The sequence below is a fragment of the Puia sp. genome (assembly GCF_035546395.1).
Classification (GTDB): domain Bacteria; phylum Bacteroidota; class Bacteroidia; order Chitinophagales; family Chitinophagaceae; genus Puia.
In genome coordinates this window covers 107,429-133,845 of record NZ_DASZXR010000002.1, presented here as the reverse complement: position 1 = coordinate 133,845, position 26,417 = coordinate 107,429, and the positions used below count along the sequence as shown (strand labels likewise).

23 protein-coding genes and 1 tRNA gene are annotated in these 26,417 nt (G+C 53.9%); 12 read left to right on the top strand and 12 right to left on the bottom strand.

Annotated features, from left to right (window positions below):
• Window positions 1-66 precede the first annotated feature (66 nt).
• The gene (locus VHE34_RS01625; RefSeq protein ID WP_325583877.1) at window positions 67-837 is read left to right on the top strand and encodes a S1C family serine protease; all 771 of its coding nucleotides are present in this window, start codon (window positions 67-69) and stop codon (window positions 835-837) included.
• Here VHE34_RS01625 and VHE34_RS01620 read toward each other — a convergent pair.
• Window positions 827-2,110 (bottom strand): alpha-amylase family glycosyl hydrolase, encoded by a 1,284-nt coding sequence (locus VHE34_RS01620; protein ID WP_325583875.1) that lies wholly within the window; start codon window positions 2,108-2,110, stop codon window positions 827-829. The genes VHE34_RS01625 and VHE34_RS01620 overlap by 11 nt on opposite strands.
• 156 nt (window positions 2,111-2,266) lie before the next feature.
• On the opposite strand from VHE34_RS01620, the gene VHE34_RS01615 reads away from it, so the two are divergent.
• Entirely contained in the window at window positions 2,267-3,493 is a 1,227-nt protein-coding gene (locus VHE34_RS01615; RefSeq protein WP_325583873.1) for a 4-hydroxy-3-methylbut-2-enyl diphosphate reductase, read from the top strand.
• Here VHE34_RS01615 and accC read toward each other — a convergent pair.
• From accC to VHE34_RS01590, 5 genes are all read right to left on the bottom strand, one after another.
• Window positions 3,480-4,817, bottom strand: coding sequence for an acetyl-CoA carboxylase biotin carboxylase subunit (gene accC, locus VHE34_RS01610; RefSeq protein ID WP_325583871.1), 1,338 nt, complete (start codon window positions 4,815-4,817; stop codon window positions 3,480-3,482). The two genes, VHE34_RS01615 and accC, sit on opposite strands and share 14 nt — an antisense overlap.
• A 48-nt stretch (window positions 4,818-4,865) precedes the next feature.
• Window positions 4,866-5,354: an acetyl-CoA carboxylase biotin carboxyl carrier protein gene (accB, locus tag VHE34_RS01605; RefSeq protein ID WP_325583869.1), complete on the bottom strand. Its 489-nt coding sequence runs from the start codon at window positions 5,352-5,354 to the stop codon at window positions 4,866-4,868.
• Window positions 5,355-5,578: 224 nt separating this feature from the next.
• Entirely contained in the window at window positions 5,579-6,142 is a 564-nt protein-coding gene (gene efp, locus VHE34_RS01600; RefSeq protein ID WP_325583867.1) for an elongation factor P, read from the bottom strand.
• Between the two features lie 62 nt (window positions 6,143-6,204).
• Window positions 6,205-8,460 carry a M56 family metallopeptidase gene (locus VHE34_RS01595; RefSeq protein WP_325583865.1) on the bottom strand — a complete coding sequence of 752 codons (2,256 nt, stop codon included), beginning with the start codon at window positions 8,458-8,460 and terminating at the stop codon, window positions 6,205-6,207.
• Window positions 8,461-8,483: 23 nt separating this feature from the next.
• Window positions 8,484-8,849 carry a BlaI/MecI/CopY family transcriptional regulator gene (locus VHE34_RS01590; RefSeq protein WP_325583863.1) on the bottom strand — a complete coding sequence of 122 codons (366 nt, stop codon included), beginning with the start codon at window positions 8,847-8,849 and terminating at the stop codon, window positions 8,484-8,486.
• Window positions 8,850-8,938: 89 nt separating this feature from the next.
• Here VHE34_RS01590 and VHE34_RS01585 point away from each other — a divergent pair, with 89 nt between their 5' ends.
• On the top strand, window positions 8,939-9,475 hold the full coding sequence (locus VHE34_RS01585; RefSeq protein ID WP_325583861.1) for a TlpA family protein disulfide reductase: 537 nt from the start codon (window positions 8,939-8,941) through the stop codon (window positions 9,473-9,475).
• 33 nt (window positions 9,476-9,508) lie between these two features.
• Entirely contained in the window at window positions 9,509-10,438 is a 930-nt protein-coding gene (mdh, locus tag VHE34_RS01580) for a malate dehydrogenase (RefSeq protein ID WP_325583859.1), read from the top strand.
• Window positions 10,439-10,487: 49 nt separating this feature from the next.
• Here mdh and VHE34_RS01575 read toward each other — a convergent pair whose 3' ends face one another.
• The 5 genes from VHE34_RS01575 to VHE34_RS01555 are packed head-to-tail and all read right to left on the bottom strand — an operon-like array spanning window position 10,488 to window position 15,655.
• Complete coding sequence (locus VHE34_RS01575) at window positions 10,488-11,435, bottom strand: DUF3667 domain-containing protein (RefSeq protein ID WP_325583857.1); 948 nt, start codon at window positions 11,433-11,435, stop codon at window positions 10,488-10,490.
• A 12-nt stretch (window positions 11,436-11,447) separates the two neighbouring features.
• Window positions 11,448-12,452 carry a glycosyltransferase family 9 protein gene (locus tag VHE34_RS01570; protein WP_325583855.1) on the bottom strand — a complete coding sequence of 335 codons (1,005 nt, stop codon included), beginning with the start codon at window positions 12,450-12,452 and terminating at the stop codon, window positions 11,448-11,450.
• A 13-nt stretch (window positions 12,453-12,465) separates the two neighbouring features.
• Window positions 12,466-13,698, bottom strand: coding sequence for an MFS transporter (locus VHE34_RS01565; protein ID WP_325583853.1), 1,233 nt, complete (start codon window positions 13,696-13,698; stop codon window positions 12,466-12,468).
• Between the two features lie 6 nt (window positions 13,699-13,704).
• Window positions 13,705-14,406, bottom strand: coding sequence for a DedA family protein (locus VHE34_RS01560; RefSeq protein WP_325583851.1), 702 nt, complete (start codon window positions 14,404-14,406; stop codon window positions 13,705-13,707).
• Between the two features lie 4 nt (window positions 14,407-14,410).
• A complete protein-coding gene (locus VHE34_RS01555) occupies window positions 14,411-15,655 on the bottom strand; it encodes a dicarboxylate/amino acid:cation symporter (protein ID WP_325583849.1) in 1,245 nt (414 codons plus the stop codon).
• A 177-nt stretch (window positions 15,656-15,832) separates the two neighbouring features.
• On the opposite strand from VHE34_RS01555, the gene VHE34_RS01550 reads away from it, so the two are divergent.
• A complete protein-coding gene (locus VHE34_RS01550) occupies window positions 15,833-17,326 on the top strand; it encodes an amino acid permease (protein ID WP_325583847.1) in 1,494 nt (497 codons plus the stop codon).
• A gap of 67 nt (window positions 17,327-17,393) precedes the next feature.
• Window positions 17,394-18,116: a YebC/PmpR family DNA-binding transcriptional regulator gene (locus VHE34_RS01545; RefSeq protein ID WP_325583845.1), complete on the top strand. Its 723-nt coding sequence runs from the start codon at window positions 17,394-17,396 to the stop codon at window positions 18,114-18,116.
• Window positions 18,117-18,146: 30 nt separating this feature from the next.
• Here VHE34_RS01545 and VHE34_RS01540 read toward each other — a convergent pair whose 3' ends face one another.
• Window positions 18,147-20,540, bottom strand: a complete 2,394-nt coding sequence (locus tag VHE34_RS01540; protein WP_325583843.1) for an alpha-ketoacid dehydrogenase subunit alpha/beta — start codon at window positions 20,538-20,540, stop codon at window positions 18,147-18,149.
• Window positions 20,541-20,672: 132 nt separating this feature from the next.
• On the opposite strand from VHE34_RS01540, the gene VHE34_RS01535 reads away from it, so the two are divergent.
• The 6 genes from VHE34_RS01535 to VHE34_RS01510 all read left to right on the top strand — a co-directional run bounded on the left by VHE34_RS01535 (window position 20,673) and on the right by VHE34_RS01510 (window position 26,382).
• Entirely contained in the window at window positions 20,673-21,128 is a 456-nt protein-coding gene (locus VHE34_RS01535) for a DUF1573 domain-containing protein (protein WP_325583841.1), read from the top strand.
• 5 nt (window positions 21,129-21,133) lie between these two features.
• Window positions 21,134-21,565, top strand: coding sequence for a DUF1573 domain-containing protein (locus VHE34_RS01530; protein ID WP_325583839.1), 432 nt, complete (start codon window positions 21,134-21,136; stop codon window positions 21,563-21,565).
• Window positions 21,566-21,627: 62 nt separating this feature from the next.
• Entirely contained in the window at window positions 21,628-22,827 is a 1,200-nt protein-coding gene (locus VHE34_RS01525) for a pyridoxal phosphate-dependent aminotransferase (protein ID WP_325583837.1), read from the top strand.
• 595 nt (window positions 22,828-23,422) lie between these two features.
• A tRNA-Met gene (locus tag VHE34_RS01520) sits at window positions 23,423-23,496 on the top strand.
• 278 nt (window positions 23,497-23,774) lie between these two features.
• Entirely contained in the window at window positions 23,775-25,949 is a 2,175-nt protein-coding gene (locus VHE34_RS01515) for a xanthine dehydrogenase family protein molybdopterin-binding subunit (protein ID WP_325583835.1), read from the top strand.
• Between the two features lie 31 nt (window positions 25,950-25,980).
• Entirely contained in the window at window positions 25,981-26,382 is a 402-nt protein-coding gene (locus tag VHE34_RS01510) for a VOC family protein (protein ID WP_325583833.1), read from the top strand.
• The last annotated feature ends 35 nt before the right edge of the window (window positions 26,383-26,417 follow it).

Sequence of the window (26,417 nt, the reverse complement as noted above, 5' to 3'; positions counted from 1 at the left end):
TGGGCTGGTCGGACGCTATTTGTTCCGACCAGCTTTTTTTTGCTTTTCATCTACGAAACTTTACGTATGAAATATTTACTAGTGATGGTCATCAGTGCGGCGGTTGCGCTGGGTCTGGCGGGGACTCGAAAGAATATGGCGGAAGTGCCGATTACGCGAATGCTTGTCTATCCTGCCCGTTATGATGAGACCAAGGGGGCCGGTGTGGCGGATTTTACGGAGGTCGCCCGAGCGGCGGTGGAGGCGACGGTCCAGGTTTCGTCGAAGCTGCGGGATGAATGGGGGAAGCCGGGCGTGTCGGCGGGGTCGGGAGCGATCCTCAGTGAAGATGGCACGATCGTCACCAACTATCATGTAATAAGGGGGACCGAAGGGGTTACGGTCACGCTGAACGATCACCGGTCGTTAGGCGCGAAAGTCATTGGGGTCGATGTTACGGCGGATATTGCGGTGCTGAAGATCGACGGGCATGGCCTGCCCTACTTTTCTTATGGGAATTCCGACGCGGTGAAGGCCGGGCAGTGGGTGCTGGCGATCGGTTATCCATTGGGGTTGCAATCGACGGTTACCGCCGGGATCATAAGCGCCAAGGGAGCGTCCTTTATCCAAACGGACGCGGCGGTGAACCTGGGGAGCAGCGGCGGTCCGCTGGTCGACCGGGAAGGAAGGCTGGTTGGGATCAATGCGGCCCTTACTACCTCTACGGGTGCTTATGTCGGGTATTCCTTTGCAATCCCGGCCCATATCGTGAAGCGGGTGTGTAACAGATTACTCGGCGGGGCGGGCCGTTCGTCAGCCGTTAAGTTTGTCCCCGGCTGGGGTACCCTTAGCCATTGATCTTTTCGTAGACGGCATAGCCCCAGGCAGGAAGGACGAAATGGGTGGCTTTTGAAAAATCGGTCCAGTTGCCCATGAAGACTTCGCGCCAGGTTCCCTGGATCAGTAATTCCGAAACGGGAAGCACCAATTCTTCTCCGGTGAGGTTCAGCAGGACCAGCACCTGGTCGTCACCGGCGCGGCGCGCAAAGGTGAAGCAACGATCGTCGAGGGCATTATTCAGCCGGTGAATGGTGATGGCAGGATCGCCCGAACGCAATGCGGGATTTCGCTTGCGCAATAGTAACAAGGTGCGGAAGAACCCGTGCAGCCCGTAGCTGCCGGTCCAATCGATCTGATCCTTGTCAAAGAATTTCAATCTTTTTTTGTTTGGCAGTTCCTGACCGCTGTAGATCAGGGGGAGGCCGTTCCAGGTGCAGCAGAGCACGGCGAAGGCTTTTGCCATATCGCCCATGCGTTCGTATTCGCTTCCGCTATGGGAGTTCTCGTCGTGATTGGTGGTGCAGTACACGCGGAGGCCATTGGAGGGGAACATCGTGTCATAATAGTCCAGCACTTCATCGAGGCCGCCTACGGGCGAATCCCCGCGCCAAACCGACTCCATCTTATGCAGGAATTTCCAGGTATAGGTAGCGTCGAACACCTCATGATAGGCGATCTCTTCGCATTCCGCGAGCCAGAACAGCGGTTTTAATGGGTCCAGCGTCTCCCGGGCCTGTTTCCAGAAATCGAGGGGCACCAGCATGGCCATGTCGCAGCGGAAGCCGTCGACATCGGCTGTTTGGATCCACCAGCGCATCATATCGATCATGGCTTTGCGGAGTTCGGGGTTATCGTAGTTGAGATCGATGACGTCTGTCCAGCCGTGGGGATCGAAGAACTGGCCGTGCTCGTTAAGGCGGTAATATTCGGGATGTTTGCGTGTCCAGTGATGGTCCCAGGCGGTATGATTGGCTACGATATCGATGAGGACCCGGAACCCGAGGGCGTGTGCCTGATTTACCAGGGCGACGAAGTCCTCCAGCGTTCCGAATTCGGGATTGATGCTGGTATAGTCGGAGCAGGCATAGTAACTCCCGAGGGAGCCGATGCGCTTTTCGTGGCCGATAGGGGTGATGGGCATGAACCAGAGGACATCGATGCCCATATCGCGGAGACGGGGAAGTTCCCGGGCGAAGGCGCGGATGGTGCCTTCGGGGGTGTATTGGCGGAGATTTACTTCATAGATATTGGATGAATAGATCCAGTCTACAGGGCGAAAAGACTCACTCATAGCTGATTAACGGTGTTTATGCGTTCTAAGGTATGCTTAAAACGGCAAAAAACGCGTCCCGCGTTTTGTCCGAAGGACAGACATATGCGCTTTGCCGGGAATGCACAAATTCCAATGAAAGTGCATTCCCGGCACATATTTGTACCTTTGTTCGCCATGAAGAGCTTTACGATACCCATTATCTATCGCAGTCCGCTGATCTCCGCCATCAAGAACAAACGCAAACAGCAGGACAAGATGAAGAAGGATTTCACCCCTACCCTGCTGGACCTTGGCAGGTTGCAGATATACCTGGCGAGGCATTTCGGGTTTTGTTATGGCGTTGAGAATGCCATCGAGATCTCCTTTCGGACCATTGAAGAGAATCCCGGCAAGCGTATCTTCCTGCTGAGCGAGATGATTCATAATCCGCAGGTCAACGCCGATCTTCAGTCCAGGGGGGTCCGGTTCCTGCAGGATACGCATGGGCGGCAGCTGATGCCTTTCGAGGAGCTGACGGCCGAGGATATCGTCATTATACCGGCCTTTGGGACGACGCTCGAGATCGAGCAGCGGTTGCGGGACATCGGTATCCGGACGGAGAGATACAATACGACTTGTCCATTTGTAGAGAAGGTCTGGAACCGGAGCAGCCAGATCGCGAAGAAGGATTATACCATCGTCGTGCATGGCAAGCCGGGGCATGAAGAGACCCGGGCCACTTTTTCGCATGCGGCTGCGGAGACGCCGACCGTGGTGGTAAAGGATATGAGCGAGACGTTTGTGCTGGCGAAATACATCAAGGGCGAGTTGCAGGCGGAGAGCTTTTATGAACGATTCAAGGGACAGTACAGTGACGGCTTTGATGTCGCGCGTGATCTGGGGCGCATCGGGGTGGTCAACCAGACGACGATGCTGGCCAGCGACACCCAAGCGATCGCCGATTATCTGCGGCAGACCATGGTGGAGACCTGGGGCGAGGCGGAGATCGAAAAGCATTTTGCGGACACGCGGGACACGCTTTGTTATGCGACGCTGGACAACCAGACGGCGGTAAAGGGTTTGTTGGGAGTGGAGGCCGACCTGGCCATTGTCGTTGGGGGTTACAATTCTTCCAATACCTCGCACCTCGTGGAATTGTGTGAGGATAAGCTGCCCACTTATTTTATCTCATCGGACGAGAAGATCTTTTCTTTTGACGAGATCCTGCATTACGACGTTCACACGAAGACTGAGAGGCGGCAGGCCGGCTGGCTGCCTGAGCGGCGGCCGGTGCGGGTATTGATCAGCAGCGGGGCCTCCTGTCCTGACGCGTTGGTCGAGGCCGTGATCCGGAAGATTGCCGGGTATTTCGATGCGGCAGCTACGGTAGAGACGCTGGTGGGCGAGTTTACTGCATTTTAAAAGTTTCCAGGAACTTGGTGTTGAAATCGCCGGCGCGGAAGCGTTCGTCCTTCATGAGCTGAAGATGGAAGGGAATGGTGGTTTTGATCCCTTCGATGACGTATTCGCTGAGGGCCCTGTGCATGGTGTTGATCGCCTCTTCCCGGGTGCGGGCTACGGCGATGATCTTGGCGATCATGGAGTCGTAGTATGGAGGGATGGTATAGCCGGCATAGGCGTGCGAGTCGACTCGGATGCCGTGGCCGCCGGGTTGGTGGAGTACCGTTATCCGGCCGGGTGATGGTCGGAAATCGTTGTAGGGATCTTCGGCGTTGATACGGCATTCGATGGCATGCCCCACCGGTTCGTAATTAATGCCGCTGATGCTGTCGCCTGCCGCAATTTTGATCTGTTCCTTGATCAGATCGAAGTTGACGACTTCTTCGGTGACGCAATGTTCTACCTGGATGCGGGTGTTCATTTCCATGAAGTAGAAGTTGCGATGTTTGTCGACAAGGAATTCGATGGTTCCGACGCTTTCGTAGTTGATGGCGGAAGCGGCTTTTATGGCGGCCTCGCCCATACGCTGGCGTAGTTCGGGTGTCATGAAGGGGGAGGGTGATTCCTCGACCAGCTTTTGGTGACGGCGTTGGATGGAGCAGTCGCGTTCGCTCAGATGGCAGACCTTGCCATACTGATCGCCGGCCACCTGGATCTCGATATGACGGGGCTCTTCGACAAATTTCTCCATATAGATACCGTCATTCTTGAATGCGGCGCCGGCTTCGGCTTTTGCGGTATTATAGGCCCTTTCCATGTCGGCCTCTTCCCAAACGACGCGCATCCCTTTCCCCCCGCCGCCGGCTGTTGCTTTGAGGATAATGGGATAGCCGACCTCTTTGGCCATGCCTTTGGCCTCGTCGAGGCTTTCCAGCAGGCCTTCGCCACCGGGCACTACCGGGACGCCGGCCTTGATCATGGTCTCTTTTGCGGTGATCTTGTCTCCCATGGAGTTGATCATGGCGGGGGTAGGTCCGATAAATTTTATTTCGTGCTCGCCGCAGATCTCGGCGAAGCGGGCATTTTCTGCGAGGAATCCATATCCCGGGTGGATGGCGTCGGCGTTGGTGATCTCGGCGGCGGCCATGATATGAGGGATATTGAGGTAAGAATCAAAGCTTGCCGGTTTTCCGATACACACGGCTTCATCCGCGAACTTGACGTGCAGGCTTTCTTTGTCCGCCGTAGAGTAGACTGCTACGGTCTTGATACCCATTTCGCGACAGGTACGAATGACGCGGAGGGCAATCTCTCCTCTATTGGCGATCAGGATCTTTTTAAACATTTATTGATATTATGGTAAAATCTAATGCCCCAACCGGACTTCGTGCGGTTACGGCTCGACCAGGAACAGGGGCTGGTCGTACTCGACGGGGGAGGCATCTTCCACCAGCACTTTTACAATTTTTCCGGATATTTCGCTTTCTATCTCGTTGAAGAGCTTCATGGCTTCGATGATGCAAACCACTTTGCCGGGGGCGACTTCGTCGCCGACGTTGACGAAGGAGGGTTTGTCCGGTGAAGGGCTTCGGTAGAACGTACCGATCATCGGGCTTTTTATCGTGATGGTATTGCCGGCGGGCGCTTCTGCGGCTTTGGCGGGCTTTTCCGCGGGTGGAGCAGCGGCGGCCTGGGGCGCGGCGACCGGTGCGGCGGGAAGGGCAGCTATCGGTTGCGTGTGCACGGGAGCCGCGATCACCTGTTGGACCGGTTCTTCTTTTTGTTTGATCGTCAACTTAAATCCTTTCTCCTCGATGCTTACTTCGCCGATGTTCGATTTGTTGATCATTTTGATCAACTCTTGGATCTGTTTAAAATCCATATTGGATGAATTTACAGTTTAATTGGGCGGCTAAAATAGGGATTAAAGCTAAAAATACCCAAAAACAGCGGTTTAAATTGCTGAAAATGTGCCTGAAGCAAGATAGCGCATTTTCAGCAAGGCGCTAAAAGTATGTCCTTCGGACGAAACGCCGCCGGCGTTTTGGTATACAAATTACACCTTCAGCCGGTGACCGAAGGTGTCAAAATTCGTTTCTTCAACATTTACTTTACCCGTTCGACGTATTCGCCGGTCTTGGTATTGACGCGGATCAACTCTCCTTCGTTGACGAATAGGGGGACGTTGACGGTAGCGCCGGTTTCGACCGTGGCGGGCTTGAGGGTACGGGTAGCCGTATCTCCTTTCAGGCCGGGCTCGGAATACGTAACGGCAACAACGATCTTGTCGGGTAATTCAACGCTCATCGGCTGTTCGGTCTCGGTATTGATCAGTACGGAGACTTCCTGGCCTTCCTTGAGGAATTGAGGGGCATCGATCAGGTGTTCCTGAAGGGCTATCTGTTCGAAGGACTCGTTGTCCATGAAATTATAGCCGGTGTCATCCTTGTATAGATATTGATAGGCTTTTCTTTCTACACGAACGGGGTAGATGGTGTCGCCGCTGTTCCAGGTCTTTTCGATGGAGCGGGAGTTGTCCACGCCTTTCAGCTTGGCCCAAACTTTTGCTGCGGCCCGGGCGGTCTTGTTCTCGCCGAACTCAACAACGGTGTACAAACTGCCATCTAATTTGATAATCATGCCACGACTGATATCTGCCGTATTTGCCATAAAAGCGGTAGTATTTTTTGCGTTAGGGAGCAAATTTACGGCAAATTCCCCTTTGTGACAAACTAAGGCTGTTTTTGCGGTTTTTTGAGGGTTATGAGCAGGACGCCGCGGGACGAGGCTTCGGGGCCGTATTGGGCGGTGGCGGCCTCGCTTTTCAGAACGGTGATGGATTCGATTGCGTCGGGGTTGACGTGTTGCAAGGTGTTTGTGCTGTCGGGCATCCGGATTCCGTCGATGAAGTAGATCGGGTTTGCATTTAGTATGAAGGCGGGCCGGTGGCCGTGACGCATGGATACTTTTGGTATGGTATCGGCGGATGCGGCTGGCGTTTTGCCGTTGTCATATGCTTTTGTCAGTACCGAGACGACCCCTTTGCGGCCCTTGTCGCCAAATAACCTGTAGGCTTCGTCCGGCTTCAGGATATCGATGCTGGCGATCTGGTCAACGGGCATCAGGGAATCTCTTGTCCAGTGCTCTTTCTGAACACCGTCGACGATCCAGAGGACGCTGTCCAGATGGGCATGTTTGTCAGGGACCGTATCCCGGAGTGTCCAAGCGGGTGTTTGGGCATTGGGAGGGACGACGGGCGCCGCATCCCCTTTTTCGGGTACGCAGGGGGGTAGTTTGCCGTAGAGCCTTTCGAATCCAAGGCGTTCCCTGGGGTCCGCCGTGTTGTCCATGTCATAGATGGTTGCTTTGCCGGCAGCATCCACTGCGATAACGCGGCTATCGCCGGGGAAGATAATGGCCTTGGGAGTTCCGCCGGCCGGATGAAACTCCTTTTCGGCCTGTGCGGAGATGTCGGCCCAGCGATCGAGATAGCCGCGATTCGTATTCGCGCCCTGGGGTCCCATCCACGGCAGGACGCCATATTTCCGGTCCATTGCGGCCGGCGGGGGCGTGCCGGGATAGCCGTAGCGCTCGACCGTGCCGTCGGTGTGGACCACAAGGCGCCGTTGTTTGTCTTCGGTGGCATAGAACAGGGCGACTTCGGGATGCTCTGTTCGCTGTTCGCGCCAATTTTTTAGCTGGCTGTTCTCTGTAAGGATCCGGTTCAGTTCATCGAGCGCGTCGTTGTATTCCGGGTTCGCCGGCGACTTTTTGAAACCCGGAGAAATGATGAACATGCTGGACATATGCGGCGCCGATACAGGCATGGCCTGCACGGTAATGAGACCGCTCGTGGTTTTGATATTGGGCCAGAAGTTCTCGCTCATAGCAGCTTCAAATCCAGGCCTGGTAAAGTCGAGATGGATGCGGGCTGAATCCGAAATTACCGGGATACGAAACTTGAAAAAGCCCTTGCCGTCGGTGGTTGTTTCCAAGCCGGTTCCTTTGTCGCGGACCGTTACGCCCTCCAGGGGCATTTCTTCAGGCAAGCCGATGACGATGCCGGCGGCGTTGATAAAGACGGGGCCGTTTTGGCGGCCGGGTTTTGGGTAGCGGCCCCTAAAGGCTAAGAAGACAACGGCCAGCAATGGCAATACAAAGAGAAAACGGAGGAGGTGGAGCCGTGCACTCCGAATCTTGTTCATCATGATGATGCGTCTTTTCAGGGATGAGAAATTGAAATTATTGCCGAGCCGGTAACGGGGATGACCCATGACCGTGAGCAGGTGATACTGGTATTCTTTTTTGTCCATTCCGCAGTCGAGTACCTGCCGGTCGGCGATGAATTCGAGATTCTGGCGGATGGAAAACCGGAGAGCCCAGGCGAAGGGGTTGTACCAGTTGAGGATACAGACGGCCTCGGCCAGCAGGATGTCGAGGGTATGACGTTGACGGATGTGGACATACTCATGCAGGATGATCTCTTCCCATTCCTTTTCGGTGTGCAGGCGTGGATTGATGAAGATGGCATTGCCGAAGGAAAAGGGAGTGATGGGCCGGTCGACCCGGTAGATGCGAACGCCGCCGTCGCTGGTGAGCAGCCGGGCCTGCTTTTTGATCCGGGAGAGAGAATACATCCTTAAGACCATTTGTATCAGCAGCAGGGCCATTCCAATGACCATGACGAACCCGGCAAGAGCCCAGGGGGAAAGGCCGGCGTTGGCGGGGTGGATGCCTGCTGCCGCCGGAGTATAATTGCCGACGACGGGGATCAGCTGGATATATACCGGCTGGTGCGACTGATTCGCATCGGCGGCGATGGGGCCGATATCGATAAAGGGGATAAAAAAGGAAAGCAGCGTATAGCCAAGCAGGTACCATCGGTTGAGGCGATAGAAGGTGAGGCCGCGTAATACGAAACGATAGAAGAGCCAGGCGATAGACAGGCTGATCGTGAGTTTGAGGAGGTAGACGAACAGGTTAGGCATTGTTTGGCGTTTTGCGGCGATGTTTATTTTGAGCCCGGCCTTTCGATCAGCTCGATGAGGTCCTTCAGCTCTTTTGCACTGAGCTTTTTCTCTTCGATGAAGAAGCTGACCAGTTGTTTATAGGAGTCCGCGAAATAGTCTTTTACAAAACCATTCATGAATTTCTTTTTGTATTCGTCCTCCGTGATCAGGGGTTTGTAGAGATAGGCGTTGCCGAGGAGGCGGCTGGAGAGAAAACCTTTTTTCTCCAGGTTCTTGATCGTTGAGGCCAAAGTGGTGTATGGCATAGCCCCTGTGGGCAGGTTCTCGAGGAAGAGCTTGATATTGCCTTCGCCTGTCTTCCAGACGGCCTGCATGGCCTGTTCTTCCTGGCGGCTGAGTTTCTCCATGTTAATTACGAAATTTTCGTAAATCTACGAACTTTTCGTAAATTACAAATAAAAAATCCCCTTTTTCGTTTATGAAGTATTTTTACAGCATGAAAAAAGCTTTTCTGGTCGTCCTGACCTTCGCCTGTTGTCGTATCCTTTATGCTCAGCCCACCAAGCCGAACCAACCGGCGACCGATTCTGCCAATGCCCAGGCCCCCTTTATGCGATTCCCTACCCTCCCGCCTTTTCATTTGCTGAAGCTGGACAGTTCCACTTATCTTACAAAGGACGATGTGAAAAAGAACCGCAAGACGATCGTGATGTATTTCAGCCCCGACTGCGAGCATTGCAAACACGAGATCGAGAATTTCCTGGGCAGCTGGGATAAATTCAAGGATATGGAGATCGTGATGGCGACATATCAACCGTTCTCTGAAATGAAGGAATTCAACGAGCACTATAAGATCTATCAACATCCCAATATCCTGATCGGGAGGGACGAGAAGTTCTTCCTGCCGCCTTTTTACAAAATTCGCAATCTGCCTTACCTCGCCCTCTATGACAAGAAAGGCAAACTGATCACTACTTTTGAAGGAACCCAAAAGGTAGAGACGATCATGGAGGCTTTTGAGCAAAAAAATTAGTCATCACATTTTATCACTCAAATATTTTAACAGATGAAAGTTACGGTTGTAGGCGCCGGCGCTGTTGGCGCTACCTGTGCCGATAATATCGCCCGTGCAGCATTGGCGGAAGAATTGGTGCTGCTGGACATTAAGGAAGGATTAGCCGAAGGTAAGGCACAGGACATGATGCAGACAGCGGCTTTGTTGGGTTTCGACACCCGGATCACAGGGAGCACGAATGATTACGGTAAAACGGCGGGCAGCGATGTGGTCGTGATCACATCGGGTCTCCCCCGTAAGCCCGGTATGACGCGTGAGGAGCTGATCGGTACCAATGCCGGGATCGTGAAAGGCGTCACCGAGAATATCCTGAAACATTCTCCCAATGCGATCATCATTATCATCAGCAACCCGATGGATACGATGACCTACCTGGCGTTGACGGCCACGGGTCTGCCGAAGAACCGGATCATCGGGATGGGCGGCACGCTCGACAGCGCCCGCTTCAAATACCAGCTTTCCCAGCACCTGGGTTGCAGTCCGGCCGATCTGAATGCGGTGGTCGTGGGCGGTCATGGCGATACGACGATGATCCCCCTGATCCGCCTGGCGACCTGGAACAGTGTACCCGTCACGAAATTCCTCAGCGCCGAGCAACAGAAGGCGATCGTTGCCGATACGATGGTTGGCGGCGCTACGCTGACCAAGCTGATCGGTACCTCCGCCTGGTACGCGCCGGGAGCAGCGGGTTGTGCGCTGGTGAAATCGATCCTGCGGGATGAGAAGAAGCTGTTCACCTGTTGTGTGTCGTTGAATGGGGAGTATGGCCAGAAGGATATCTGCCTGGGCGTACCCGTCGTCATCGGCCGCAACGGATGGGAGAAGATACTCGACTTTGGGCTGAACGCGGATGAGCAGGCGCTGTTCAACAAGAGTGCTGAAGCCGTTCGCAGCATGAACGACGTGCTGAAGACTTTGTAATATCTTTTTTTGAGAATACCGGGCCACCTCTTGCGGGTGGTCTTTTTGTTTATAGGAAGACATAGGCGCCGATCATCAGTATCGTGGAGGCGATCCCGAGGGTGAGCACATAGAGGAGGCTGATGCCGATACCCTTGAACAGACCCTGCCAAAAGGATTGGCCATACATCCCGTGCAGGGCGGCCACCAGGTAGATGAACGACAGGACTATCGCCGTCAAGCCGAGAAAGATATCGATCCAGTCACCGGGGATGAGCTTGCTTAGCAGGATGAAGAACAGCATCAGCAGGAAGACGAAAGAATGGAAATGAACGGAAAAGATCGCGTGGTTGACATAGAAATATCTCTTGCGGCTGTAAAACCAGCCTACATATAAAGCGAACAGGGGCAGAAGAAGGAACATCAGCTTGGGGACGTCGTGGCTGATATCGACCTCGATATGGATCTTTGAGGTGCCACGCTTTTCCTTTTCCCCGACGTTGTGGCGCAGGACCCAGTGCATAATACCTTTTTCCTTTGCACTATCGGGAAGGGCGGCCTGAAGGGAATCGAACTCGCGGACGGTGTTGTATTTGTTCTCCGTCATGTCGATGATCACGACGCCGTCGCCCATTCTGAGGAATACGGATTCATCCTTATGTTTCGATTGTTTTGCGGTCTCCGCGGGAGGCGGCGTATATTCCTTGCGGCCGGTGAAGAGAGCGAGGAAGAAAAGGGCCGAGATGAAGATATACATCCGGATCGGGTTCAGATAGGTCATCCGGCGGCCGGCGACGTATTCGCGGGTGAGGAAGCCGGGGCGGAGAAGCAGGTCTTTTACGGTAACGAAGAATTTGGAATCGAAGTGGGTGATGTCGGCGAAAAAATGCCCGACGATGTGGCTGAAGCTTTCAGTCGGCTCGAGGTTTTCCTGGCCGCAGCGGGTGCAATATCGCTCTTCGACGAGGTGTCCGCAGTTGAGGCAGTTTTTCTCATGTCGAAGTTGGTGGCGGCTCACTTGGGATTTTCTTTAAAAATATTGAAAAATCCGTTGTATGTCCTGTTCTTCCATACATTTAAAATGGCCTTTCGGGCATTTGTTGTAGCCGATCTTCGAGCAAGGCCGGCAGGACAGGCCCTTTACTTCGAGGGTCAGGCCGGGTTGTTCACCGAGTAGACCGCCCTGGTAATGATACAGGAAGTTTTCGCCATAATAAGGGGTCATCCCGAATTCCGGGACGGTGTTGCCCCAGATGGAGATGATGGGGCGTTTGAAGGCTGCGGCGATGTGCATCAGCCCCGTATCGTGGGTGATGATGAGTTTGGCCTGGCGAACGAGGGCGGCCGATTCGTTCAGGTTGAAAAGTCCGCAGGCGTTGTAGATCTTTACCGGGTCGATGGTGGCCAGCTTTTTGGCCGTTTCTGCGTCTTCCGGTCCACCGAGCAGGATGATCGGGTGTTGGGTCTGCTTGCAAATGGTTTCCAACTTGTGGAAGGGCAGCCGTTTGGTCGCGAGCGCGGCGCCGATGACCAGGCCGATATATCCTGCCTGGTGCGAAGTAGGAATATCCCCGGGTTTCAGTTCTTCTTCTTTTGGAATAAAGTAATCGAGTCCTGCTCCGTCGTTGTTGATCCCAAAAGATTTGAGCGTCTCCAGGTAGCGGTCGACGATATGGACCGCAGGGAGTTTGTTCATCTTAAAATTCGTGAGCAGCCATTTTTGGATGTTGAGCTTGTCGAAGGAGAAAGCCTGCTTTTTGAGGGCGCGCTTTACTTTCAGGGTTCGAAGGTTATGGTGGAGATCGATGACATAGTCATAGTCTTCGGCCTTCAGGGCTTCGATGGTGGCATCGAGATGTTTATCCAGGCAGTGGATCTTGTCGATATAGGGGTTTGCTGCGAGGATGGGGCGGAAAGCTTGCTTGGTGAGATAGTGTACCTCGGCCGTCGCCACTTGTTTTTTCAAACAGCGGGGCACCGGCGTCGTGAGGACGATGTCGCCGATGGAGCTGAAACGAATGATCAAAAACTTCATCTATCTCTAATAACTACAGTGGCTCGATATAGTTCAACTCTTTTCCATAGGTCTCTTCGGTGATCGCCAGGGAAACGAAGGCGATGGCGAAGACGATGATCCCGGTGATCCAACCGGCCTTGAAATACCCTTGTGACGGGATCAGGGATTTGAACAACAGGGCAACCAGCGCCAGTGACCCCCGGGCCATATTGGGGACCGTGGTGGCAACGGTAGCCCGGATATTGGTGCCGAACTGTTCGGCGGCCATGGTCACGAACATGGCCCAGAATCCCGTCCCGAATCCCAATACGACGCAGACCCAATAGACGGTAGTGGATGTCGCGCCTTGCAGCAGGAAAAACCAGATAACACCGATGACGGCAATGATATGAAAGATCCACAGGGATATTTTCCGGCTTTTGACCCACTGACTGATAAAGCCGATCAGGACATCCCCTATCGAGATCGCCGCATAGGCGACCATGATCCCTTTTCCGGGGTCGACGGGGTCCTGCACCTTCATGATGCTGGCAAATTTATTCGAGAAGGTGATGAGGATGCCGATGACGTACCAGTTGGGAAGAGCGATGAGGATCGCAGTGAGGTATTTTTTGAGCCGGCGGCCATTGGTAAAGAGGAGGTGGAAATCGCCCTTACGGACGGCGCTTTGTTCGATGCTCTTATACATTCCCGACTCGAGGATACCGACACGGAGCAGGAGCAGCAGGAAACCGAGGCCACCGCCGATGAAGTAGCAGGTGCGCCAGCCTTCGGGATTGCTGCGGAAGGCCACGTTGATAAAATAGGCGAATACGGCGCCGCTAAGGCCGATACCGGCGACGAGGGAGGTCGCCAGACCCCGTTTTTCCCTGGGCATGATCTCGCTGACCAGGGTAATCCCCGCCCCCAGTTCCCCGGCCAGGCCGAGACCGGTGATAAAGCGGACTACCGCATACTGGCCGACGGTGTGCACGAAACCATTGGCGATACTGCCCAAGGAATAGAGGATGATCGAGGCGAAGAGGACGCGGAGACGGCCTTTCTTGTCACCGAGGATGCCCCAGATGATCCCGCCGATGAGCAGGCCGATCATCTGGATATTGAGGATATCCGTTTTGTCGATCTCCTCCTGGCTGATGCCGAGCGATTTGAGAGACGGAATACGGACGATGCTGAACAACAAAAGATCGTATACATCAACAAAATAACCCAGTGCGCCGACGATGACCGCCAGGTTAAAAAGAGAAGGTGATTTTTTCTGCATTTGCAATTAAGAGTTTTTATACGGGTCTTCGGCGGGAGCCGATTTTTTGCCGAAAAAGAGCTTATACAGGACGGGAGCCGTTGTGATCACGACGATACCGATGACGATCACTTCGAGGTGTTTCTTAAGATCGAAGTTGAATTTCGTCATGAAGAGTTTGTCGAGGTAGTGACCGGCGAAGAGCATGGCGAAAACCCAGGCCAGGCATCCGATGATATTATAGAGGACGAATTTCTTCCTGTCCATGGCCACGATGCCCGCGATGATGGGGGCGAAGGTTCGGACGATGGGCAGGAAGCGGGCAAAGACGATGGCCTCGCCCCCGTGTTTATCATAGAATTCCTTGGCCTGGAAAAGGTATTTCTTTTTAAAGAGCAGGCTGTCCTTCCGATGATAGAGAAAGGGACCGCTCTTATTGCCGAACCAGTAGCCGAGGTAGTTGCCGATGATGCCGGCGATGGAGACGAGGATCCAGAGGAGGAGCAGGTCGAAAAAATCGGTGCCGGTGCCATTGGCGATCATGCTGCCGACCAGCTTCTGGCTATAGATGCCTGCGACGAAGAGCAGGCTGTCACCGGGCAGGAAGAAGCCGACCATGAGGCCGGTCTCTGCAAAGACGATGAACAGGAGGACCCATAGGCCGCCGTTGTTGATATAGAAGTCGGGGTTTAGAAGATCTTTCCAGGTAACGGTCAGGAGCTGAATCATAGTGTTATTTTATATTGACGGCGGTTTCTTCCAATTCCCCTTCCCATTTGCTGACCAGTGCTGCGGCGATGCTGTTCCCTAATACATTGGTGGCGCTGCGGGCCATGTCGAGGATCTGGTCGATGCCCAGCAAAAGTAACAGGCCCTGCTGCGGTATATTATATAGTGAAAGCGTTCCGGCTATCACGACCAGGGCCGCCCGCGGAACACCCGCGATGCCCTTGCTCGTCAACATCAACACCAATAGCATGGAGAATTCCTGGCCGAGGGTCAGAGGCACGCCATAGGCCTGGGCGATGAACAGGGAGGCGAAGGTCATATAGAGCATGCTGCCGTCGAGGTTGAAGGAATACCCCAGGGGCAGTACGAAGCTTACGATACGGGGAGAGCAGCCAAAGTTCTCGAGCTCGACGATGAGCCGGGGGAAGGCGGCTTCCGAGGAGGCCGTGCTGAAGGCCAGCAGGATCATGTCCTTTATATTCAGGGCCAGGTCGATCACGCGGCGGCCGATAAAAAACGAGGCGATGAGCAGGAGGATGAGCCAGAGGCCGAGGATGGCTAAATAAAAGCTAAGGATGAACTTGCCATAAGTGACGAGCAGTTCAGGTCCCTTTATAGCCATGATGGAAGCGATGGCCGCCATGGCGGCGATCGGCGCCAGGTACATCACGTAGCCTGTGACCCGGAGAATGATATGTGCGACGGCGTCCAGGGCTTTGATGACGATCTTGCCCTGTTCGCCGATGGATGCGGTAGCGATGCCGAAGAAGACCGAGAAGACGACGATCTGCAGGATCTCGTTGTTGGCCAGGGATTCGAAGATGCTGCGGGGAAAGATATGGGTGACGAATCCTTTAAAGGTGATGGTGCTGGCGTCGATGCCGGTCGGTGCGCCGGCCGCGGGCATGGGCAGGTTCAGTTCGGTGCCGAGGTCGAGGCTGTTCATGATGATCAGGCCCAGCAGCAGGGACAGGAAGGAAGCGCAGAGGAACCAGAGCAGGGTCTTGCCGCCGATGCGGCCCACGGCCTTGATATCGCCCAGCTTTGCGATACCGACGACGAGGGTGGAGAAGACCAGGGGGGCGATGATCATTTTGATCAGCCGCAGAAAGGCGTCGGTGACGACGCCGAGGATGGAAGTGAAGTTTTCGATCGTCGTCGGGCTGCTATTATAATGCACAGCCAGCCCCAGCAACGTTCCCGTCACCATCGCGATCATGATCCATCCTGTAAGGCTGATTTTGGGCATAAATGCATAGTCCGCCGGCCGGGGGGCGGCGAACGACCCTGCAAACAATCGAAAATTATTGATTTGACAAAGTTTTCGGCTAAAGAATTGGTGTTTGAGTATTAAATATTTGTTTATTTTCGGCCCTAGTCCACACATGTAATCTTATTAAAGTACTATCGTCAAAACAAGCTTATTATGAGTTTATTCCGAAAGAAATCCCTGGATGCCCTGATGGCGCAGGCAGCGGATACGGAGAAGGGTCTCAAGCGTACGCTGGGGGCCTGGAGCCTGATCGCCCTGGGTATCGGCGCCATTATCGGCGCGGGATTGTTCGTCCGGACAGCCGCCGCCGCGGGGGAGCACGCCGGCTCGGCCGTAACTATTTCATTTATTGTAGCCGCGCTCGGTTGCTGTTTTGCTGGTCTTTGCTATGCCGAGTTCGCCTCGATGATCCCTATCGCGGGTAGCGCCTATACCTATGCTTATACCACGATGGGTGAGCTGGTGGCCTGGATCATCGGCTGGGCGTTGGTGCTGGAGTACGCGCTTGGAGCCGCTACGGTCTCCATTTCGTGGAGTGAATACCTCAATAAGCTATTGGCCGTTTTCGGGACGAAAGTCCCTTTTGAGTGGTCTCATTCCCCTTTTGAAAGAACGTTGGACGCCGCCGGGGTCATGCATCACGGGATCATCAATATTCCCGCGCTGATCATTCTTGCGCTGCTGTCGTTGTTGCTGATGAAGGGCACGGAGGAATCGGCCACCGTCAACTCGGTCATCGTTGTTGTAAAAGTGTCTATCGTGTTGGTGTTCATCGCCATCGGCTGGCAGTATATCAACCCGGCCAACCATACTCCCTATGTCATTCCGGCCGATGCGCCTCCGGCCCAGATGCGAGACGGCACGCTTTATTCGTATAGCAATTTCTTCCGGCATGGCTGGGGCGGTATTCTTTCCGGAGCGGGTATCGTGTTCTTTGCCTTTATCGGTTTCGACGCCGTATCGACGGCCGCACAGGAAGCCAAGAACCCCGCCCGGGACATGCCCCGCGGTATCCTCGGTTCCCTGGCGATCTGTACGATCCTTTATGTATTATTCTCCTGGGTACTCACCGGCGTAGCGCCATATACGGACTTCGTCAAGTCGGGAAAGGAAGCTTCGGTTGCGTATGCCATCGATACCTACATGCATGGTTATCATTGGTTGTCGACCCTGGTCACCGTTGCGATCCTGGCCGGATTCTCGTCCGTGATCCTGGTGATGTTGCTGGGTCAGAGCCGGGTCTTTTATACGATGGCGACCGATGGTCTGTTACCGAAGGTGTTTTGCGAGCTGCATCCCAAGTGGCGCACGCCTTACAAGTCGAATATGATCCTGTTTCTCTTTGTAGGCGTGTTCGCCGGTTTCATCCCGGAAAGCGTAGCCGGCAACCTGACCAGCATCGGTACCCTGTTCGCCTTTATCCTCGTGAGCATCGGGGTAATTATCCTGCGAAAGGCGGATCCCAACCGTCAACGGCCGTTCAGGACCCCACTGGTGCCTATCGTACCGATCCTTGGCGTGCTGGTTTGTGCGGCGATGATCATCGGGCTGGATACCGCCACCCAGCTCACCGCATTGGTGTGGATGTTGATCGGATTGTTGATCTATTTTGGATATAGTAAAAATAATAGTAAGCTAAAAGCGTAACTTTGCAGCCGCCAGAGCCGCCGTCGCGGCTCATAAGGACAGCACAATCAAAAAGTTATAGTTTTTTATGGGTCGTATTTTTGAAGTAAGAAAGCACGCCATGTTTGCCCGGTGGGACCGGATGGCGAAGCAGTTCACCCGTATCGGAAAGGAGATCGCCATTGCCGTGAAGGCCGGAGGGCCCGACCCTGCGACCAACCCGGCGCTGCGTCGTTGTTTTCAGAATGCGAAGAGCGTGAACATGCCCAAGGATCGGGTGGAAGCTGCGATCAAGCGGGCGCAGGGTAAGGAGATGGAGAATTATGAAGAGATCCTCTATGAGGGATATGCCCCGCATGGGGTTGCCGTGCTGGTAGAGACGGCGACGGACAATCATGTGCGTACGGTGGCCAACGTCAAATCCCATTTTACGAAAGGGCATGGGACGCTGGGCAACAATGGCAGCGTGAGCTTCCAGTTCAAGAAGATGGGGGTATTCAAGCTGAAACCCGAGGGGTTGAACATGGATGATCTCGAGCTGGAGCTGATCGATCATGGGCTGGAGGAGATGGGTGAAGGTACGGGGGAGCATGATGAGCCGGTGATCGTCCTGCGGGTGATGTTCCCGGATTTTGGCAACATGCAAAAGGCGCTTGAAGAGAAGGGGATCACGCCGATCAGTTCGGAGATCGAGTGGATCCCGACCAGTACGGTCGAGTTATCGGAAGAGCAGGCACAGGATGTGCTGAAGCTGGTGGACCGGCTGGAGCAGGATGAGGATGTACAAAAGGTCTTTCACAATTTGAAATAGAAAAAGAGGGCCGAGGCCCTCTTTTTTTTGTTATTCGGCGACCATTGCGCGAATGGCGTCGATGATATCTTCTGCATTGGGTTTGCTGAAATAATCTCCGTCGCTGGAATAGGCCGGCCGGTGGGCCTGGCCGGTGATGGTGCGGGGGGCCGTGTCCAGCCAGCGGTAGCCGCCCTGTTCTTCCATTACTTTATTGAAGATGAATCCTGCGGCGCCGCCCGGGACGTCTTCGTCGACGATGAGGAGGCGGCTGGTCTTCTTCAGGGATTCGAGGATTCGATGATGAATATCGAAAGGAAGGAGGGTTTGGATGTCGATGATTTCACAGCTGATTCCCAGAGTTTCGAGGACACCGGCGGCCTGCTGCACGATGCGCAAGGTTGCGCCATAGGAAACGACCGTGATGTCCTCCCCTTCCCGGATCACTTCGGGTTCCCCGAGGGGCACCCGGAACTCCAGCAGGTTGGACGGCAGCTTTTCCTTGAGGCGATAGCCGTTGAGACATTCGATCATCAGGGCCGGGTCTACCCCTTCCAACAGGGTGTTGTACATCCCGGCGGCCTGAACCATATTCCGGGGGACGCAGACGTGGAGGCCTCTGAGGGAATTCAGGATCAGTCCCATGGGCGAGCCGCTGTGCCAGATGCCTTCGAGGCGATGGCCACGGGTGCGGATGATCAAAGGGGCGGTTTGTTTCCCGGCCGTCCGGTATTGCAGCGAGGCGAGGTCGTCGCTCAGCGGCTGCAGACCGTATAATAAATAGTCGATGTACTGGATCTCGGCGATGGGGCGCAGGCCGCGGAAGGCCATCCCGATGCCCTGGCCCATGATGGTAAGCTCGCGGATACCGGTGTCGAAGATGCGGTCGGCCCCGTGTTTGGCCTGGAGTCCGGCGAAACCCTGGTTGACGTCCCCGATCTTGCCGAGGTCTTCTCCGAAGGCTAAGACTTTGGGGTTGTGCGTGAACAGCTCGTCAAAGTAGCGGTTGAGTACTTCGTAGGCGTTCAGTACCGGGGCGTTGTCGGCATAGACCGGCTTTATCTCGGGCACCTGGGTGATCTTGCGGGCGCCTTCATGATAGAGGTGGGTGTTGTACAGGGCGGCGTTGTCATGTTTAAGTTCTTTGTAGTAGGTGGCTCCGTTACGTGCGGCGACGCCGTCGCCTGCCAACAGAGTAGCTTCATGCAAGGTCTCCAGCACTTCTTTGCGACCCGGTTCGCGGTTTGCTGAAAGGGCCTGGGCGAGATGGCTCAATTGTTCGGCGTGATCGGCCGACTGGCTGGCCATTTCGCGGATGAGCTCTACGCTGCGGTTGACCTGTACGCGGATGGGTGATTGGTATTTCTCCCAGGCCAGGTTCCGGCTGTTGCGGACGGATTCCTTTGCTTCAGTCTCGATGTCATTCAACTCTTCCTCGCTGGCCAGGGCGTTATCGACGATCCATTCTTTCATCTTTTTGATCCCGTCCCAGTCGCGTTCCCATTCCAGGCGTTCGGGGGATTTATAGCGCTCATGGCTTCCCGAGGTCGAATGGCCCTGCGGCTGGGTCACTTCTTCGACGTGGAAGATGGCCGGGGTATGCGTCTGGCGAACGGCGCGGAGGCCGGTTTCGAAGACCTCGCACATTCCAGCATAATCCCAGGCCTTGACTTTATAAATATCGATGCCGTTGGTGCCTTCTTCCTTTTGAAAGCCCTTCAGGGCCTCACTGATGGATCCCTTTGTCGTCTGGTATTGCCGGGGGACCGAGATCCCGTAGCCATCGTCCCAAACGAAGATGGCAAGGGGTACCTGCAGGACGCCTGCGGCGTTTACAGCTTCCCAGAAATGGCCTTCGCTGGTGGAGGCGTCCCCGATGGTGCAGAAGCAGATCTCGTTGCCGTTATTGGAGAGCTCGGTAAAGGGCTTCAATGCTTTGACCTCGCGGAAGGCTTTTGAGGCGGCGGCGAGACCGAGGGCCCTGGGCATCTGGGCGGCGGTGGGCGCCAGCCCGGCCGTGAGGTTCTTGCGGTTGACGAGATCGAGCGTCGACCCGTCGGAGTCGACAAAGGCCGTGGCGAAATGTGAATTCATCTGCCGGCCGGCGCTGTGCGGGTCGTGTTTGGGGTCCGGATCGGCATATAGTTGTGAAAAGAACTCTTCGATGGTTGCGGCTTCGGTCGCGAAGGCGAAGGTTTGATCCCGGTAATACCCGGCATAGACATCACCCGGCTTAAAGAACTTTGCCATGGCTACCTGGGGGACTTCCTTGCCATCGCCGAAAATACCGAATTTGGCTTTCCCGGTGAGGACCTCTTTACGGCCGAGGAGACTGGCTTCGCGGCTCTCACAAGCCAACCGGTAGTCTTTCAGCACTTCTTCCCGGAACCTGTCGAAGGACAGTTTTTCGGGATCGAGCAGTTCTATGGGAGCTAGATTTTCCATTTGGGTGATTATTGATGGACGAGCAAAATTACCTGTATCTTATTGATTGTTAAAAAAATAAAATACGGGGTAATTTGTTGGCAAAGATTACGTTAATTAAGTAATTTTAGCAGTCTTTAATTGGGCCAAACTATGAAAAAATTAGGAATTGTAATTGCCCTTTTTGTCACATCGCTGGCTGTCCGGGCGCAGGCGGTGAACACCCATGGGACGGCATTGACCCGTCCGGATGTGCTCGATATAAAAGAGAATACACATAATTTCGGCAAGATCCCGCAGGGACGGCCGGCTACCACTACCTTCGAGATCGTGAATACGGGGACGACGCCCCTGAAGCTGGATAATGTCCAGGCTTCCTGCGGCTGTACCACGCCGGTCTGGAGCCGGGACCCGATCGCGCCCGGGGCTACCGCCAAGATCGTCGTCGGCTACAATGCTTATGGCGAAGGGGCGTTTACAAAGACGGTCACCGTCGTTTACAATACGAATATGACGAAGCTCCTGACCATCTCGGGCGAGGTCTATAAGACGCCGGCCACTTCGGCGCCGGACAATGCATCTGTACAATTACTAAAACAAATAAATTGATCAACATGAAGAAACTGTTCCTATTTGCCGGCGCGATAGTATTATCCATCGGTGTATTTGCTCAGCAGGCCAAGAAGGCAGAGGATGTCGTGAAGTTCAAAGAGCTTACCTATGATTTTGGTAAGATCAAACAGAACGCTCCTGTAAGCCATGATTTTGTATTCACCAATATCAGCAATAAGCCGGTGATCATCGAATCGGCCATTCCGGGCTGCGGCTGTACGACGCCTTCAAAGCCGGAAGGGGCGATTCCCCAGGGTAAGGAAGACAAGATCACCGCGGCCTTCAACGCCGCTGCACAGGGGCCGTTCAATAAGAACATCACGATAAAGCTTGCGGGGATCGATCTGCCGGTCGTTCTGCATATTACCGGCGAGGTGCTGACTGCGGAGGCTTATGCCAAGTATGAGGCGGCCAAGAGCAAGAGCGGTAAATAGCTTCATCATTCAAATCATATAGAGGCTGCTCCAACGGGCAGCTTTTTTTTTACTTTTGCGCCATGTTAACTATCAGTCAGCGCGGACAACAGATGCCGGCTTCGCCGATCCGGAAACTCGTACCTTTCGCCGAGGCCGCCAAAAAGAAAGGGATCAAGGTCTATCATTTAAACATCGGGCAGCCCGATATCGAGACGCCGAAAATGGCTTTAGACGCGGTGCGGCATTTCGATTTCAAGGTTCTGGAGTACAGCCACAGTGCAGGCAATGAAAGTTACCGGCGGAAGCTGGCCGCCTATTACAAGCGGGTGGGGATCGATGTGGACTATTCGCAGATCATCGTTACTACGGGGGGGTCGGAAGCCATCCTGTTTGGCTTTATGAGCTGCCTTGATGCGGGCGACGAGGTAATCATTCCCGAGCCATTCTATGCCAACTACAATGGGTTTGCCGTTGCCGCGAATGTGGTGGTCAAGCCCCTGACCTCGTATATCGACAATGGATTTGCGTTACCGCCGGTGGCGGAATTCGAGAAGCTGATCACACCGAGAACCCGGGCGATCGTCATCTGCAATCCCAATAACCCGACGGGTTATCTCTATAGCCGGGAGGAAATGGAGAGGCTGAAGGAGATCGTAATCCGGCATGGGCTGTACCTGTTCTCCGACGAGGCGTACCGCGATTTCTGCTATAGCGGCGAACATATCAGCGCCATGAATTTGGCCGGGGCTGAAGCGAATGTGCTGATGATGGATACCATCTCGAAGCGATACAGCGCTTGTGGCGGCCGCATCGGCGCGCTTGTCACGCGTAACCAGGCCGTACTGGATACGGTGATGAAGTTCGCCCAGGCCAGGCTGAGCCCACCTTCTTTTGCGCAGATACTGGGAGAGGCGGCGACCGAACTTCCCGCGGATTATTTCAACGAAACAAAGGCGGAGTATTTACGGCGGCGGGATGTGCTGGTGCAGCGGCTGAACAAGATGCCGGGAGTGTACTGTCCCAATCCGGGCGGCGCATTCTATGCGATGGCGAGTCTGCCGGTGGATGACACTGATGTTTTTTGTCAGTGGTTGCTGGAGAAGTTCTCTTATAATAACCAGACGGTGATGCTGGCCCCGGCGGGCGGGTTTTATGGGACGAAGGGTTTGGGGAAGAAGGAGGTTCGGTTGGCTTATGTGCTGAATTCGGGGGATCTTGGGAAGGCGATGGATTGCCTGGAGCGGGCATTGAAGGAGTATCCCGGCGGAAAATCGAATTAGCTTATTTTTATATTTGTCTATTGATTTATTGATATGAGTGAATTATCATGGTAAATACGGCTATTTTGGCTCAATTAGACCTCAATAATAACATTATAAATAATTACATATTTCATTTTTGAGATTTTTTTGTCGGAAAAAACAAAAATGTCCGCGATAGAATTTCCTTTTTTCAGAAATATCTCCGATATTGCATTCAGAATTGAGCGAAAGAGTGGGATTGATAAAAGGATTTAGCTTTTTAACGTTTTGATATTATTGGGTTCTTTTTTAAGTGTTCCGAGGGTTTTAAATTTGTAACCGCAACGTGATCGGAAAGTGCAGGGAAGGAAAGAGAGTTGCGGCTATTACATCGATCTTTTGACAATTTTTCATATGGCAAGCAATCGTTAGACGGCCTTCTGTTTCTACAGAGGGCCTTTTTGTTTTTGGTTCGCGGGTGTGGTTTTGTTTCGTGCGTGTGGGTTTGGCGGAGCCGGCTGCTTTTCTTTCTTTCCTTTTGCAATTCGGGAGTTGAATGTGTGGTTTTCCGAGGGAATTTCTCTATTTTTGCGTCCCTTTACGGAAAGGCTGAATGCCGGATCTGTAAGTAACCGGCGCGATAGCTCAGTTGGTTAGAGCACAGGATTCATAACCCTGAGGTCTCGAGTTCAAATCTCGATCGCGCTACATGGTCCCATAATAATTTGATATTCAATTTATTATGGGACTTTTTTTATTCCGGAAATTAAAATTTCGTCTACAGTGCTGCTTACACTGAATGTTGCTCCTGCATAATTATAAAGGTTAGGGGGTTACTAGTCAAACTGAAGATACCCTTGTTAATCGTACATCGCCTGTATCAATATCGAACAACCTCGCAGCCCACGCGCATCCTAAGAAATTAAAGATCACTATTTTATTCGCTTGGCATCCAGTTGGATGCGTTTTGGCAAATACGACCCGTCATGCAAAGCACAGGTTCAAATATGTCACGCCGCAATTTTATCCGACAAACGGGCCTGGCGGGCGTGGCGTTGACTATCGGTATAACCCTTCCGGATTGTGCGAATGACAAGGCGGGTGTTGTTGTTAATGTCTCGCAGAGCAATGGCGCCGTAGTGGGAACCGAGCTAATGTCCTGGATCTCGGTAGATCAGTCCGGCATAGTGCATATCGTGAACCACCGCAGCGAGATGGGCCAGGGCACCTCACAAGCCATACCCCAGATGATTGCCGAAGAGCTTGAGGTAACGCTTGACCAGGTGACTCTAAGGTCTGCCCCTGCTAACTCAAAAAAATATGGGCCGCAGCCGTCGGACGGGAGTTTTTCGGTGCGGGGATGGCGTAAGCAGCTTTTAGTGGCGGGGGCTTCAGCGCGGCAAATGCTGATAACTGCCGCTGCCGCCCGGTGGAAAGTCCCTGTGTCCGAATGTTATGCAAGAGCGGGCGAAGTGATACATGGCCCTTCGGGCAAAAAACTCGGCTATGGGGCGCTGGTGGAAGAGGCGGCAAAGCTGCAGCCACCGCAAAACGTGGTATTAAAGGAAAGGAAAGATTATACCCTTATCGGCAAGCCGATGCCGCGACTGGACACACCGCTTAAGACCAATGGCTCGGCTATATTCGGGCTGGATAAAAAACTTCCGGGCATGCTATATGCCGTGGTGGAGCGCAGCCCGCGATTCCGGGGGAAGGTAAGGAGCTTTGACGATTCCGCCTCCTTGGCTATAGCAGGCGTAAAGCGGGTGTTGAAGGTACAGCGACCGGTTTTTGGAGCGATGTATGAGGGGGTAGCCGTTGTCGCCGATACCCTTTGGGGCGCTATGCAGGGCCGAAAAGCATTGAAAGTGGAATGGGACGACGACGGGTTTGACCATCTTGACTCAGCAACACTCACGGCCCGGATGCTGGAAGGCCTAAAAAAGCCAGGCGTCTCGGAAAAGTTTGAAGCGGCTTATGTGAAGTCTGCCAAAAAGCTGGAGGCAATTTATGAAACGCCTTACCAGAGCCATAGCTGTATGGAGCCGCTTAATTGCATAGCCGACGTACGGGAAGACAGGATTGAAATCTGGGGACCGATACAGGAAGCAAACTGGATACAGGCGGATCTAAGCGATCGCATGAAAATGCCGGCCGCCACGATCGCAGTGAACATGACCTTTCTCGGGGGCGGTTTTGGGCGTAAGGCATCGCCGGATTATCCGTATGAAGCGGCATGGATCTCAAAGGAAATGAAAGCGCCGGTGCAGGTGGTATGGACAAGAGAGGACGATACGACCCGAGGACCTTTCCGAACCGGCTCTGCATATGCATGCCGCGGTGGTTTGGATACCGGTGGCGATATATCCGCCTTTCAGGCAATTACGGCTTCGCAGCCTTTTGGCGAAGGCACGGATAGGGATGATAGCCCTGGACCCGTTTCCTACAACAGTGGTAATATTAGTGGGTTGCCGGTTGGATATCTCCAATCGATCCCCCATTATAGTTTTGGCTGGTGTTCCGTCAAGTCGCCGATACCCACCATTTGGTGGCGCGCGCCTAATGCCCATAGCGACAGCTTTGCCTGTGAAAGTTTTATTGACGAGCTGGCTTTTGCGGCTGGAAGGGACCCGCTGGAGTTCAGAAGGGCGCATTTACCCGGTGTACGTTACCAGGCGCTGGTAGATAAGCTTGAGATCGTCAGCGGATGGAAAGGGCGCGGCAGGAATCAAGGATGGGGCGCAGCGATCACCGAGTGCTTTGGCAGCAAAGTAGGCCATATAGTAAAAGTTGCGAAGAAGCCGGATGGCAAGATAAAAATCGAAAAAGTCTTCGCCGTGATGGATTGCGGCTGGTATGTGAATCCGGACATCATCCGCGCCCAGGTGGAAGGGAGCATTGTGATGGGCCTCGGGGCTGCCATAAAGCACGAAATCCGTTTTAAGGACGGGATGGCGGTTGAAAAAAACTTCGACACTTACCCGATGCCCCGGATTCACGAGATACCGGAAATTGAAGTGCACATCATGGAAAATGACGAGGCCGCCGGTGGCGTGGGAGAGCCCGGCCTGCCCCCGTTTGCTCCTGCGCTTTGCAATGCCATTTTTGATCTCACCGGCAAACGCATACGCAGGTTGCCTTTTAATCTCGCGCAGGTGTAAGGAGCTTTTCATTTCCTAAAATTGACCCACTATGAATATGGAATTTCCTGCGGCCGTGCCGGAGATACCCGTAAGCGACTTGAATCGGGCGACTGCCTATTACGAAAGCAATCTCGGTTTCACCATCGACTGGGTTGTCGAGGACCTAGGGCTTGCGGGAATCTCAAAAGGGCGCTGCAGAATGTTCCTTGCCGACGGCGCCTTTCGACAGCGTTATCGCAATGCCGGGCCGGTGCTGATTTGGCTCAATCTCGATGGCAAGGAACAGGTCGACGAGCTGTACCGGATTTGGAACATCGCCCAGGCGAAGATCGTTTCGTCGCCAGAGTCCAAACCGTATGGATTGCATGAGTTCACGGCGGCGGATCCCGACGGCAACCTGTTTCGCGTCTTTTATGATTTTGCTACTCCCGAACGGGAAGGGAATTGCTGAGCTAATGCACTCAGCATCGATCCTTTTATTATAGG

Excerpts from the sequence above, each read along its gene's own strand:
- VHE34_RS01625 (WP_325583877.1), top strand. The coding sequence starts at position 67 with ATGAAATATTTACTAGTGATGGTCATCAGTGCGGCGGTTGCGCTGGGT.
- VHE34_RS01620 (WP_325583875.1), bottom strand. The coding sequence starts at position 2,110 with ATGAGTGAGTCTTTTCGCCCTGTAGACTGGATCTATTCATCCAATATC.
- VHE34_RS01615 (WP_325583873.1), top strand. The coding sequence starts at position 2,267 with ATGAAGAGCTTTACGATACCCATTATCTATCGCAGTCCGCTGATCTCC.
- accC (WP_325583871.1), bottom strand. The coding sequence starts at position 4,817 with ATGTTTAAAAAGATCCTGATCGCCAATAGAGGAGAGATTGCCCTCCGC.
- accB (WP_325583869.1), bottom strand. The coding sequence starts at position 5,354 with ATGGATTTTAAACAGATCCAAGAGTTGATCAAAATGATCAACAAATCG.
- efp (WP_325583867.1), bottom strand. The coding sequence starts at position 6,142 with ATGGCAAATACGGCAGATATCAGTCGTGGCATGATTATCAAATTAGAT.
- VHE34_RS01595 (WP_325583865.1), bottom strand. The coding sequence starts at position 8,460 with ATGCCTAACCTGTTCGTCTACCTCCTCAAACTCACGATCAGCCTGTCT.
- VHE34_RS01590 (WP_325583863.1), bottom strand. The coding sequence starts at position 8,849 with ATGGAGAAACTCAGCCGCCAGGAAGAACAGGCCATGCAGGCCGTCTGG.
- VHE34_RS01585 (WP_325583861.1), top strand. The coding sequence starts at position 8,939 with ATGAAAAAAGCTTTTCTGGTCGTCCTGACCTTCGCCTGTTGTCGTATC.
- mdh (WP_325583859.1), top strand. The coding sequence starts at position 9,509 with ATGAAAGTTACGGTTGTAGGCGCCGGCGCTGTTGGCGCTACCTGTGCC.
- VHE34_RS01570 (WP_325583855.1), bottom strand. The coding sequence starts at position 12,452 with ATGAAGTTTTTGATCATTCGTTTCAGCTCCATCGGCGACATCGTCCTC.
- VHE34_RS01565 (WP_325583853.1), bottom strand. The coding sequence starts at position 13,698 with ATGCAGAAAAAATCACCTTCTCTTTTTAACCTGGCGGTCATCGTCGGC.
- VHE34_RS01560 (WP_325583851.1), bottom strand. The coding sequence starts at position 14,406 with ATGATTCAGCTCCTGACCGTTACCTGGAAAGATCTTCTAAACCCCGAC.
- VHE34_RS01555 (WP_325583849.1), bottom strand. The coding sequence starts at position 15,655 with ATGCCCAAAATCAGCCTTACAGGATGGATCATGATCGCGATGGTGACG.
- VHE34_RS01550 (WP_325583847.1), top strand. The coding sequence starts at position 15,833 with ATGAGTTTATTCCGAAAGAAATCCCTGGATGCCCTGATGGCGCAGGCA.
- VHE34_RS01545 (WP_325583845.1), top strand. The coding sequence starts at position 17,394 with ATGGGTCGTATTTTTGAAGTAAGAAAGCACGCCATGTTTGCCCGGTGG.
- VHE34_RS01540 (WP_325583843.1), bottom strand. The coding sequence starts at position 20,540 with ATGGAAAATCTAGCTCCCATAGAACTGCTCGATCCCGAAAAACTGTCC.
- VHE34_RS01535 (WP_325583841.1), top strand. The coding sequence starts at position 20,673 with ATGAAAAAATTAGGAATTGTAATTGCCCTTTTTGTCACATCGCTGGCT.
- VHE34_RS01530 (WP_325583839.1), top strand. The coding sequence starts at position 21,134 with ATGAAGAAACTGTTCCTATTTGCCGGCGCGATAGTATTATCCATCGGT.
- VHE34_RS01525 (WP_325583837.1), top strand. The coding sequence starts at position 21,628 with ATGTTAACTATCAGTCAGCGCGGACAACAGATGCCGGCTTCGCCGATC.
- VHE34_RS01515 (WP_325583835.1), top strand. The coding sequence starts at position 23,775 with ATGCAAAGCACAGGTTCAAATATGTCACGCCGCAATTTTATCCGACAA.
- VHE34_RS01510 (WP_325583833.1), top strand. The coding sequence starts at position 25,981 with ATGAATATGGAATTTCCTGCGGCCGTGCCGGAGATACCCGTAAGCGAC.